This window comes from Streptomyces fuscichromogenes (assembly GCF_014645815.1).
GTDB lineage: Bacteria > Actinomycetota > Actinomycetes > Streptomycetales > Streptomycetaceae > Streptomyces > Streptomyces fuscichromogenes.
Window position 1 is genome coordinate 76045 of the sequence record NZ_BMML01000033.1, and the last position, 11768, is coordinate 87812.

At 69.8% G+C, this 11768-nt stretch carries 14 protein-coding genes; 10 read left to right on the top strand and 4 right to left on the bottom strand.

Going from position 1 to position 11768, the window contains the following annotated elements; all coding sequences use genetic code 11:
* Positions 1–68: 68 nt before the first annotated feature.
* From IEZ11_RS43890 to IEZ11_RS43900, 3 genes are all read right to left on the bottom strand, one after another.
* Entirely contained in the window at positions 69–659 is a 591-nt protein-coding gene (locus IEZ11_RS43890; RefSeq protein ID WP_189268707.1) for a cysteine hydrolase family protein, read from the bottom strand.
* Positions 656–1825, bottom strand: a complete 1170-nt coding sequence (locus tag IEZ11_RS43895) for an XRE family transcriptional regulator (RefSeq protein ID WP_189268682.1) — start codon at positions 1823–1825, stop codon at positions 656–658. The genes IEZ11_RS43890 and IEZ11_RS43895 overlap by 4 nt, the downstream gene beginning before the upstream one ends.
* 162 nt (positions 1826–1987) lie before the next feature.
* Entirely contained in the window at positions 1988–2743 is a 756-nt protein-coding gene (locus tag IEZ11_RS43900; protein WP_189268683.1) for a GntR family transcriptional regulator, read from the bottom strand.
* A 703-nt stretch (positions 2744–3446) separates the two neighbouring features.
* On the opposite strand from IEZ11_RS43900, the gene IEZ11_RS43905 reads away from it, so the two are divergent.
* From IEZ11_RS43905 to IEZ11_RS43950, 10 genes are all read left to right on the top strand, one after another.
* Positions 3447–4097, top strand: coding sequence for a hypothetical protein (locus IEZ11_RS43905; RefSeq protein WP_189268684.1), 651 nt, complete (start codon positions 3447–3449; stop codon positions 4095–4097).
* A 415-nt stretch (positions 4098–4512) separates the two neighbouring features.
* Positions 4513–5022 carry an ATP-binding protein gene (locus IEZ11_RS43910; RefSeq protein WP_189268685.1) on the top strand — a complete coding sequence of 170 codons (510 nt, stop codon included), beginning with the start codon at positions 4513–4515 and terminating at the stop codon, positions 5020–5022.
* A 191-nt stretch (positions 5023–5213) separates the two neighbouring features.
* The gene (locus tag IEZ11_RS43915) at positions 5214–5471 is read left to right on the top strand and encodes a WhiB family transcriptional regulator (protein ID WP_189268686.1); all 258 of its coding nucleotides are present in this window, start codon (positions 5214–5216) and stop codon (positions 5469–5471) included.
* 446 nt (positions 5472–5917) lie between these two features.
* Complete coding sequence (locus tag IEZ11_RS43920) at positions 5918–6220, top strand: hypothetical protein (RefSeq protein ID WP_189268687.1); 303 nt, start codon at positions 5918–5920, stop codon at positions 6218–6220.
* A gap of 162 nt (positions 6221–6382) precedes the next feature.
* Positions 6383–6664 (top strand): hypothetical protein, encoded by a 282-nt coding sequence (locus tag IEZ11_RS43925; RefSeq protein WP_189268688.1) that lies wholly within the window; start codon positions 6383–6385, stop codon positions 6662–6664.
* Between the two features lie 614 nt (positions 6665–7278).
* Positions 7279–8031 (top strand): hypothetical protein, encoded by a 753-nt coding sequence (locus IEZ11_RS43930; protein ID WP_189268689.1) that lies wholly within the window; start codon positions 7279–7281, stop codon positions 8029–8031.
* Positions 8032–8151: 120 nt separating this feature from the next.
* Entirely contained in the window at positions 8152–8397 is a 246-nt protein-coding gene (locus IEZ11_RS43935) for a hypothetical protein (RefSeq protein WP_189268690.1), read from the top strand.
* A 179-nt stretch (positions 8398–8576) separates the two neighbouring features.
* On the top strand, positions 8577–8762 hold the full coding sequence (locus IEZ11_RS43940; RefSeq protein WP_189268708.1) for a DUF5999 family protein: 186 nt from the start codon (positions 8577–8579) through the stop codon (positions 8760–8762).
* A 55-nt stretch (positions 8763–8817) separates the two neighbouring features.
* Positions 8818–10911, top strand: coding sequence for a coiled-coil domain-containing protein (locus IEZ11_RS43945; RefSeq protein WP_189268691.1), 2094 nt, complete (start codon positions 8818–8820; stop codon positions 10909–10911).
* 113 nt (positions 10912–11024) lie between these two features.
* A complete protein-coding gene (locus tag IEZ11_RS43950; RefSeq protein ID WP_189268692.1) occupies positions 11025–11507 on the top strand; it encodes a hypothetical protein in 483 nt (160 codons plus the stop codon).
* Here IEZ11_RS43950 and IEZ11_RS51540 read toward each other — a convergent pair.
* A partial coding sequence (locus IEZ11_RS51540) for a phospholipase D-like domain-containing protein (protein WP_229713738.1) occupies positions 11474–11768 on the bottom strand: 295 nt, incomplete at its 5' end. The genes IEZ11_RS43950 and IEZ11_RS51540 overlap by 34 nt on opposite strands.

The window sequence follows — 11768 nt, forward strand, 5'->3', positions numbered from 1 at the left end:
GACCGCGGCCGCCACCCCGGCTGGGCCCGCGCCGACCACGAGTACATCCGTGTCGCATGACCGTGTGTTCACGACAGCGCTCCTGGTGCTCCGTGGATTCGTGACAGGACGACGTCACTGGTGAGCAAGTGATCCGTGCCGATGTTTCGGGCTGCCATTAGCAGCGCCGCGTCGTGGTACTGGGGCCCTCCCGTGGATGCGCAGGCGTCAGTGACGATCCACGGCCGGAACCCGTGGTGATAGGCGTCTCGGGCCGAGTCGTACACACACGCGTCCGTGTCGATGCCGCACAGCACCAGGTCGGTCCACCCCGCGTCCCGAATGAGCTGGGCGCCCGCGGGCGTGAATACGGATGCCTGGTCCTTGTCGATGATGGCGGCCGCGGTATCGGCGAACGGAGCGAGCTCGGCGGCGAGAGCCTGCTCCTCGGGAGAGCGTAGTCGAGTCCAGCCGGTGATCGTTTCGTACGGAGAACCGGGTGCGTTGTGGAACAGGGTGAACACCACGGGCGCGCCCGCTGCGCGCCAGCCCTCAACGAGCCGCGCGATCGCGGGAAGAACACCACGGCTGTGCCGGTTGACGAAGCCCTGCTGAACGTCGATGACCAGCAGCGCTGTCGAACGAGGTTCCACCCAGTCCGCCTTCCATATGTCAGTTATGGGTTACTGTCTCGCAGTGCATCCTGGGCGGCGCGGAGCCGATCAGGGAGTTCACTCGTGGCCAGGATCGCCTCGCGCATCACCCGATGCTGAGCGGTCTCCGTCGGCCTCGCGGTCGTCAGCCGGACGTACGCGCCGCGCAGGAAGCGCCACCCGAACGCCGGGGGCATCACCGGGTCCTGCCCTTCTTCGATCATGCTCAGGATGTGTGACGACAGCGCCCACAGCGCCTGTACGTCCAACTCCAGGGCAAGGATCTGGCTCGTGGTCAGGGCACGTTCGTCGGGTTTCGGGTGGTAGGAAACCCCAGACCAACCAGCCACACCCCTAGAAGCACCGCCGTCAAACGCCACCGCTTCCGGGTGCTCCCAGCCGTCGCGGAACTTCGCGTCCTCAACACCAGCTCCGAGAGGCCTGATGTTCTCCGGGTCTTGCCGGTTGACGAGGACCGACGGCGTGGTCAGCAACTGCAAGGCCGGATCGAGCCCGGCCTTCGTCCACGAGTGGTCACGCAACTCGTATACGGACAGGACGTACTCCGGATCCGGTGACGGATTGACGGCCTTCCCGGCGGAGATGTGCTGCTCCAACAAGTGCGTCATACGCTGACCGGCCCAGGCCCGGTCCGTCAGATAGGACCGGTAACGCCATAGCGCCAATTCGGTTAGAGAGTCGACGCGTTGATGCTCTTCCAGGAGCGCCAACGCGATCCCGCATGCGAAGACGTGGACTGTGGAGGCGTGGGCTGTCCGATGCTCCCCGGACAGAACACGCTGCTCAAGGCCTCCGGGTCCCGACGGTCGGGGAGCGCCGGCAGCGTAAAGCGGGCCAAGTCGCTCGCCCAGGTACACCGGCAGGAATTTGTACGAGACAACAGTGCATGGCGCTGGCTGGGCTATCTCAATCCCTGCGCTACTAGCCGTTTCACCTCGCATTGCCGCCAGCCGGAGGCGGAACGACTCCTGCTCTTCTGGCGTGGACCGGGCAAGTGCCGCGTCGAGGATCTGGGCCATTGCCGGACGGCACTCGCGCGTGGGGTTCTCCCGCCAGTGAGAGACCGTCCGGGGGCTGATGCCGAGCGTTTCGGCGAACTCGCGGACGGACTGGCGTTTCACCGACCGCAGCAGCAGTCCCTCTTCACCTGTCCACCGATCCACAGCGATCACTACACACCTCCCAGACGGTCCTTGACCAGGCGGACGAGGCCGTATTGCCACGCTGAGTCCACACCACTGCTACGCGGTGGCATCTCGCTCACAGTCCTTGCCCCGGAAGCTGTTTGGTGACGTAACCAGCCATTCAGCGATCGGTCGGTAGCCCCCATGTCGTCAGGCGTCGAACTCGTAGTCGAGGACGTACGAAGCCGAATCGAGTGTCATCTCGTTCACCTCGACTGCGCGTTGGTCAGTGGCGAACGCCGTCCTGCAGATCTTGAGGACAGGCCGCTCAAGGGACATTTCAAGGGCTGCTGCTTCTTGGCTCGTGGGCAGAAGGCCGCGAATCTCCTCGCGGAAGTGCACGGGCGGGTGCCCAAGATCGGCGAGTCGCGAGTACACCCCGCCCGGTCCGGTGTCTGCCTGAGTGATCGCCGACCCCGCCACAAGGCTGTACGGCAGGTACGACGTAGCGATCATGACGGGACGTCTGTCGAGCGTGTAGCGCCGCGACCGTGCGCAGGCTGTTTCCCCATTTCCCAGCTCCAGCATGCGTTGGATGTGAGCCGGTGGGATGAGCTCTTCGACGGTTACTTGATCGACGTCCAACGGGCGGCTCTCGTCGGCGGTCCAGATGGATTTGCCGCTCCCCCACTGGTCCCGCGCGAGGCGTTGAATGCCTCGTCGCCGGATGGGTTGGAAGGCCTGGACGAAGAAGCCGGCGCCCTTCCGGGACTCGGCGAGTCCTTGGCTCGTGAGCATGCGGAGTGCTCGGCGAGCGGTCATCGGGGACACGCTGTACTGCGGCGCGAGGACGTTTTCCCCCGGCAACCGGGCCCCAGGGCCATACGTGCCCAGCTCGATTGCTGCCTTCAGGGCGTCAGCGATCTGCAGGTACTTGGGCTGCTCGTCGCCCGATTCATCCGCCATAGGACTCCTCACCTCGCTAGCGATCCTAGGCGCCTCGATGTCAGGCGCCAGCGTCGTGGTGGGCCTCGGTCGCTGATCTGTGACCCCTCGGGCGTATTTCGATATCGAAGCTATTGACTTCGATAGTGAGCATACCCTCTACTGGACGCAGCTTCGATATCGAAGTGGGAGAACCGGGCTCCCGTCTCGACGCGCTGAGTTGGCGTCGACTCGTGGCCGGACCTCCGCCCGGATCCGCCGTAGGCGGGGCCGCTAGGGAACGGACGCGAGTTCTGATCCCGATGTACGACCAACCACATAGCGCAGCCTGCTCGCCGTCGCTTACATGCGGCACCGGGGTGACCGGCCACAGAGCCGACACGATGTCCCCCGGTGGGCCAGAGCAGGGCAGCACAGACAGCAGTTGCGCTGCCTGTCCTCCACGATCCGACCAGCGGACTTCCGCTGACGGCTCCTGGTCGGCAGGGAACGCAGCCCACGTCACTCCCCCGCCAAGGAGCCCGCCTTGCGTATCAGCACGCTCCCCCCGTACCGGCTCAGCAGCTTCCGACCCCAGCACGTGAACCTCCGTGACGGGGAAGTCCCGACGCTGAAGTGCCCGGCGTGCGAGGAATGGCACTCGATCCGTCGTAGGGTCCTCACTCCGCATTACCCGGAGCCCGGGAAGCGGTGCTTAGGGAGCGCGCGGCGCATCGTCTTCGACATGACCGTCGAGGAGTGGGGTGCCGCGCTGGTCGAGGGCGCGCTTGAGGCTGGTGCCCGTCGGAGTGCGCAGCAGTTCAGCAAGCCGACTCCGCCGGCGGGGCAGCCGATTCACCGTTTGGCGTACACGGGGCAGACGGCGCCGCTTGAGCGTGCGCGGCAGGCGGTCGCCCGGCACCAGGTCGACTGCAAGATCTGCTCGGGTGGCAAGAAGTGCCGGATGCCTGTGGTCTTGGCCCAACACGAGGCTGGCCGGGCGGGGTTGGAGGCGCTTGAGCGTGCGCGGCAGGCGGTCGCCCGGCACCGTGTCGGCTGTGCTGACTGCCGGCGGGGCCAGTTCTGCCCGATGGGCTACGAGCTGGCCGAACGGAAGGCGTGGACGGAGCAGACCCGCGAGGACGTGGAGCGTCAGCAGATCCGCGATCAGAAGGAAGAGCAGAGCTGGGAGCGTGACCGCGATCGTCGCCTTGCCCGGCGGCGGGGGTCGGACTGGCGGCGCGTAGCGCCCGCGGTTCGGCGTACCGACAGGGTCCGTGAGCAGCGTCCGGTGGGTACCAACTCCCCGAACGATCACACCAGCGTTCCGCTGGAACCGGTCCACTTCTCGGCTGACACGGAGGGGCTTCATGGAATTCGTCGAACCCGGCACTGAACCGATCCTGTACCACCTCGTGCAGGCTCAGGACGCCTACCGACAGTGCGAGAACCTCCCCGACTGATCCACGCGCACCATGCGACCTGCGTTACCTGTGATCGCCGCCCGCGTGACGAGCGGCGATGGCAGGGGGCAGCAGGACCTTCCCAGGTCAGCAGTCCCGCTGGGTTGGCCTCCGCCAGGGGAGGCCAACCCAGTCGTGACAACCGAACACCGAACAACGAAACGGCCCCGGGGCGCATCCCGGGGCCGTTCCCGATCGTCCGCCATCTCAGGTGAGAGGAAGAACGACCTTGCTGAAGAACATCATGACATCCCGAGGGCCGATCAGTGCGCAGGGGGACGAGAACCCGAGCCAGGAAGACGAGGCGCTGCGCCGGGCCCGCGAGGCGGACCAGAGGGGCGGGAGGCGGTGAACGCCACCGTCTACGGCACCGGCACCCTCCACGCCGTGGCGGTAGACGAAAGGCCCTCGCGTTCCGCCCTGGTACCAGGCCTGGTGGTGCACGAGTACGAACGTGGCTTCCGCGCCGACCTGACGGCGTCCCGGGAGGCCGTGAGCGGTGTGCGCGCGCTGACCCGGGAGGTGCCGTCGATGCACGGCACCAACAGGGGCCTTGCCGAGGCCGCTGAGCTGGTGGTGTCCGAGCTGATGGGCAACGCGGTCCGCGCGAGCAACTCGACTGAAGCCGTTGCGCTGGTCGTCGAGGTGTACGTCGCTCAACCGGGCATCGTGGTGATCGTCCACGACACCGTTCCGCAGCAGCCGAACCGCGGTGAGACCGCGCTGGACAGTTCCGAAGCGGAGTCCGGCCGGGGACTGGGCATTCTCGACGTGCTCACCGACGGCTGGACCGTCGAGCCGTCGACGGAACCGTCCTTCGCGAAGCAGATCAGGTGCCTCGTCAGCCGAGCTGAGTAGCACTTCCGCTGTATGGAGGGCGGGCGCGAGGAAGGTCAGCCCCCTCCGGCGCAGCCCTTGCGCCCGACGGGGCCGGAGATCACCTCGTGCCCGCCCCCCCATCCGACCGAGCGGGCTCAGCAGCAACCCCAACTCCCCGTGCTGGCAGACCTGTTGGCCAGCACTCCTTGTTGACTTCACGGAGGAATCACATGGACTGGCGTCACAACGCAGTGTGCCGAAACGAAGACCCCGAACTGTTCTTCCCGATCGGCAACACCGGTCCCGCGCTGCTGCAGATCGAGGAGGCCAAGTCGGTCTGCCGCCGGTGCCCGGTGATGGACCAGTGCCTGCAGTGGGCGTTCGAGTCCGGTCAGGACTCCGGCGTCTGGGGCGGCCTGTCGGAGGACGAGCGCCGCGCCATGAAACGCCGCGCGGCCCGTAACCGCGCCCGTCGGGCCACGGCCTAAGCAACTCTGCACCTTCGCAGCCCTGCGCTGCTCGTCGTCGATCGCGCCCGCCAGGTGCTGGAGTGCGGTCGTCGGCGAGGTGTGCAGGACGCACGCCTTCCCCTTGCCGACGAAGGGACGCAGATGAGCCGTTACGACCGACTCACTACCGAGCAACTGGAGACCTCCCTGAAGGCCATGGGTCAGATCGCCGGGGAGTGGGGTGAGGCGCGCTGGCAGGTCGGACAGGACCACACGGTGAGATCAACCAGGTTCTGGACGAACTGGACGAGCGTCGGAAGCAGGAGCGCTGATCCGCAGCCTGTGCTGCCCGTCGTCAACCGGCCCGCTTCACCGCGGGTCTGGTGGTCGGCGGAGTGCGCAGGACGCACTCACGCGATGGACCCCCGGGGTGGCCGCCCCGGGGGTCCTGTCGCAGGTCAACCCTTCGTGAGAGGACGACCCGTATGCCCAGCATGACAGCCCTGCCGACCTTCATCTCCCGGCCTGCCAGCGTCGATGCCGAGATCGGCCCGCGGACCGCGGGTGCGCTCTACCAGAACAGCACCGGCGCGTACGAGGTCCTCGCGGTGGTCCGCGACTCCGAGTGCGCGAGTGGCCTGCTGAAGCGGAGTGCGCGGTGGGCGGTGATCATCCGCAATGTGCTGCGTCCGGATACGGAGCCGTACGCGGTCGGTGACGTGTGGACGACGTCGGACCACCTGGTCCGCGAGGGCAAGACCCCGTCGTCGTTCGCGTCGGCGGCCTGACGATCCGCCACGGTCCGCCTCCCGTCTCCCGCCCCACGGCGGGTGGGGGTGGGAGACGGGCCGTGGCTGGCCGTCCGGCCAGTCACAGGCGGCGGCCCGGAAGGTCAGAGCTCCGGGCCGCCAGTACAGGAACTCATGAGAGGAGTCCCTGTGATCGACAGCATGACACGCACCCGCCCCGCTCCGGCAGCCTCGGACGCCGACCGTCGGCTGGGCGAGCACCTCCCGGTCGTGGTCCGCTCGCAGGACACGCGGATCCCCGCCAGGAGGCGCGCCCCGCGTACCGTCGCCGAGATGCGGGCCCGCCTCGCCGAGGTTCGGGACGAGCAGTCCTGTGGCGCGTGCCAGGGCAGCGGTGGTCACACCGAGACCACCAGCAGTGGCGGCGTCACCCGGCAGAACTGGGTGCGCTGCGACAGCTGCAAGGGATCGGGGTCCGCGTGATGCGACACCAGCTGAGGGCCGCCGTCCTGCCCCTCACCGACGAAGAGCGCGCCGAACTGTCCCGCAGGGTCGCTGAGGAGAACAAGCGCAGCGAGAACCGCCCGCGTGGATGAGCGATCTCATACGTGCAGCCCGGGCCGCGCAGCACCGCGCGGCCCGGGCCGTCGCTCGGGTCGGCCCGGCTCACCCCCTCGCCCGCCGGCTGATGACCACCGCCCTTTGCGCGGCCGCTGCCGCGTGGGACGCGGGACACCACGTCGCCGACATCCACCCGCGCCGACACCGCACCCCAGCTCCAACCGCCCGCGCCCACTACGGAGTTGACGGATCTGCCAGTCCGGCACCGCCATCTCTGCCGACTGCCTGACCCGCCCGGCCCGGCCCCCGTGGTCGCCGGTCCGGGCGGCATCCAGGGGAGCCGCGCAGCCGCGCGACCGCTGACCTACCAGGAGGTATTCATGGCCTCTCGCACTATCCCCCTGCGCGTTCCTCTGGACGAGTCCGGAGTGCCGCATCCGGCGTCGGCCGTTGCGCCGCCGCCCCGGCGACCGGCTGCGGACACCGCATCCGCACCGCTGCAGGCCGCAACCCCCTTACGCGATCAGGGAGCCGACATGTCCCTCGGGACCACCATCACCATCGAGGGCGACGAACTGCGCGAGGTGTTCGCGCGCCTGTCGCCCCACCTGCCGCCGTACCTGCGGAAGATCGGCCCGCGCCCGTACAACGGCCTGTCCTTCGAGTTCGCACCGTTCACCGGCCGTGAGAACAAGCCGACCACGCCCCAGTCGTTCTACGACGACCCCAAGCTGCGCTTCGCGTCCCAGTCGGACGACCCCACGGAGCACCTGGTGCGGACTGCGGCCCGCACCATCATGGGTGACCTGATCGAAGCGGCTCGTGGCGAATGGAGGGACGCGGCGCACGTCGCGGACCTGAAGGCGGTCGTGGGCAACGCTCCCGACCGGTGGCGGACCTACGAGCGTGAGCTGAAGGCGCTTGAGGCGGCCTACTCCTATCTGCGCACTCCGGAGGCCGCCAAGGAATGGCCGTCCGCCCTCTCTCGGCTGGTTGACGCGCAGGACCGCACCAGCGAGGCCGCCGTCGCGTTCGACGAGCGGGCCGAGGAGATCGCCCGGGTCCACGACCAGCATCTCTACGCCGATTTGGGCCATGCCGCCGCACTCGCCAGGGCTGGCTGCCCCGACGCCGGCGACTGGCACATCGTGTCGGCGGACCAGTACAGCAACACCTGGTTCAGCGACTGGAACACCTCCGTGCCACTCCAGGAACGGACACGACGCCTGGTCGCGCAGCAGGACGCGCACGTGGCCAAGGTCGGTCGCCTGTCCGGTTTCCCTGGCTGATCCCACGTCTGCCGACTGCCTGACCCGCCCGGCCCGGCCCCACTCCCCCGGTGGTCTGGGCCGGGCGCTGTCCAGGGGAGCCGCGCAGCCCGCGCACCTGACAACTAGGAGGACCCGCTCATGGCCCGGATCACCCGCGCCCGCATGAACCAAGAGGCTGACTACCTGGAGAACGTCGCCGCGCCGCGCTCGGACCGAGCGGCCGTCTCCGGCGACCAGGCCGCTGCCGACCCGGACAACTCGCCGAACATCCAGGCGTGCGCCGCCCGCGCCGCCGAGTCCGCCCGGGGCCACGCGAGGGAGTACCGCGAAATGGCTGCGGAACTGCGGGCCGGAGAGATCCCCGAGGGCTTCCGGTTCGACTGATCAGTCCCCTCTGCCGGTTGCCTGACCCGCACCGCCCGGCTCCCGCCGAACACCGCGGGGCCGGGCGGTGCGGTGTCCAGGGGAGCCGCGCAGCCGCGCGACCGAACCCCCGCCGGGAGGCACTGATGCTCACCCTCGCCCCCACCGTTCCCGTCCCGACCGCGCGCCTGCCCCGCTCGTTGTGCCGGCACTCCGTGCTGTGTCCGACGGCGGACAGCCCGGACCGGGAGGCCGCCGCCGTGGTCGTCTCCCACCCGGAGCAGGGCTGGAGCCTGCTGTGCAACGACATCGTCGTGTTCGACGACACCGGCGACCTGCTGCCCGACGGGCAGATCGTCGCCCCGCACCGGCCGACCGAGGCCTGAACTCCCCTCACCCCGGCCGCCCGCACGGGCGGCACCCGACCAGGAAGGAGGCGGCGTGGCCGCCAGGACCCGTACCAAGAGGCCCCCCACCCCGAGGAAGACGACCGCTGCCGCGCCGCCCGCCGTCCCCGCGACCGACCAGGCCGCGCCGCAGACGGTGCTCGCCGCGGACACCCGGGACCGGGCCGCCGACATCATCGACGCCGCCCGCGAGCAGGCCGCCGACCTCCAGACGGAGGCCGAAGCCCGCGCCGCCCGCGCCGTCGCCGACACCCACGACCGCGTCGCCGCGATGCTCGCCGACGCCGAAGCGCGCGCGGCCGGCATCACGGCCGACGCCGGCCGGGACGCCGCCGAACTCCGGGCCACGGCCGGCCAGCAGGCCACCGCGCTGCGGGACCGGGCCGACCAGGACGCCGCCGCCCGACGCGGCGACGCCGACCGGATCCTTTCCGAGGCCCGCGACCGCGCCACCGTGATCCTCGCCGAGGCGCGCACGCAGGTGGCCGACCTGACCGGGCAGGCCGCCGCCGACCACGACATGGCCCGCGCGCAGGTTGCCGAGCTGCGCCGGGTGGTGGAGGCCGACCTCGCCGAGCTCGGCGCCCTGGTGGAACGGCGCCGTACGGAGGCCGGGCAGATCGTCGCCCGGGCGCACGAGCAGGCGGAGCAGCTGTCGGCCGCCGCGCAGGCGGAGGCCGACCAGGCCCGTGCCCGGGCCGCGCAGCTCGCCGAGGCGGCGGCCGCCGCCTACGACGCCCGCCGCACGGAAGCCGAGACGCTGTACGCCGACGCGGCCCGCGCCGCCGACACCCGCCGCCGTGAGGCCGACCAGGCCGTCACCGCGGTGCACGGCGAGGCGGAGCGGGCCCGCGCTGAACTGCGCGAGCAGCTGCGCGAGATGGGCGAGGCGTTCGACCGGGAGGCCACGGGCAAGCGGGCCGCGCTGGACGCCGACCTTGCCAAGCTCCGGGCGGCGTGCGACGACCAGCGCGCCCGCCTCCAGCGGGAGGCCGCCACCGTCACCGACCGGCTGCGCGAGACCGCGGAGAAGGAAGCCGCCCGCATCGTCGGCGATGCGAAGAAGAAGGCCGACGCGCTCGCCGAGCGGGCGCAGGCCGACGAAGCCCGGGCCCGCCGGCTCCTGGACGAACTCCGGGAGGCGCGGCGGGAGTCGTCCCGCTGGAGCGGCTGGCACCGCCGGATCGGCCGCGCGGGCTGGAAGACGGCCCCGTGGATTGCTCTGCTCGCCGGGATCGGTCTCGCCGCGTCCGGCGAGTACGAGCTGGCGCACATGGTCGGCATCCACCCCTATGTCGCCCCGCTCCTGCCGATCAGCATCGACGTCTACTGCGTCACCGCGTTCCGCACCAAGAAGGACATCCCGTGGGCGCTGCTGCTGATGGCATCGGCGAACATCACGTACCACCTGACCGAGCAGTCCGGGATCGTCCAGCCGGGCCACGCGGCACCGTGGCCGCTCACCACGTTCGTGGTGACGATCTTCGTGGCCGTCATCTGGCGCGTCCACTCGCTCATGCACGACGCCGGTACGGACGGCCACGACGGTACGGGCGCGCCCGTACGGACGGACGGGCGGACCGGTACAGCGGCCCGTACGGACGGCACCGCGCCCGCCCGTACGGCACCGTCCGGGGCGCACTCGTACGCGGCTGCGGCCGGTACGGCGCCCGCCCGTACAGCCTCCGGCCCGGCCGGTACGCAGCCTGTACACGGCGGCCCGCACACCGCCGCCCCGGCGACCGCGAATGCGGCTGTGACCGGCGCGAACAGTGGCCGTACGGGCGGTGTACAGGCGGCCCCGCCGGGGGCGGCGCGTACTAGTACGCCGGGCGTCGTCCGTACGAGCGCGGCCGGACACGGCGGCGGGACGCGTACCAGTACGGTCACCGCCCGTACGGCCCCGTCCCAGTCGGTCCCCGCCGGGCGTACCGGTACGGCGACCGCGCCCCGTACGGACGCCGAACTGCTCCCGCTCGTACGGACGCTGCCGCGTGAGACGGACGGCTACGTCAACATCAGCCGCGTCCGTACGGAGCTGTCCGTCAACCAGCCCCGCGCCGTCCGGCTGCTCAAGGAGGCCGGCCTGCTGCGTCCCGAGGACGCGGACAAGCACCTGCGCGCCTGACCCGCCGTCCGGCACACGCCAGTGAGGGCCAGCCCATCCGAATTGGGCTGGCCCTCGCTGCGGCTGCCGGAAGCAGTCGCAGATCCCCCAGTACACCAGGAGGAATCCCTACCGTGAACAGCACCGACCCGACGAACCACCACCCTCTGCGCGATGTGGCGCAGAGCCCGGAGGCGACCGCCCGATACCTGGCCGATGTTCAGCGGGTCCTGCTGGAGATCGGTGACAACCTGGAGCTGCTGGCCCGTGAGACCCGCGTGCACCTGCGCGGCACCCACGTGGACGGTGACCGCTGGTACCACGCCAAGCTGCGCGCGCAGCCGGTCGAAAAGGCCCTGAAAGCCGTGCAGAAGAACCTGGACGGCCTGACGCAGGGTCTGGAGACCACCGCCTACAAGCGCAACGAATTCGCCGACAAGGTCAATAAGCTCCCCGGCGAGCGGCAGCAAAAGGCGCTCGAAAAGGCACGGAAGAAGAATCCGCAGATCCAGGCGGCGCAGAATTCTTCTCCGCAGGGTGGACAGCAGGCCCCCGGGCGCGGCTATAGTGGTCCTGCGTCCATTTACGACCTCGGACGGAACCGGGAATCCGCGTGAGCGGCCGCCCGCTTCTCCGGTCCGAAATCACGGCGCATCGCTCCCATCAGCACCTGGTCGGCCAGCGAGACAGACTCGTCCGAATTCACGGCGAGGATCTCGGGGCTTTCTACTTTCTGGTGATGCTGATTCAGACGCTCGGGAAGAAAGCGCTGAAGAAGGGAGACGTTCAGAAACTGCGGGCGATCGCCCACGATCTGAACGCCGTCTACGCCAAGCACACCCAGTAACCAGCCCGCACCCGCCGAGGGGGCCGCCGCA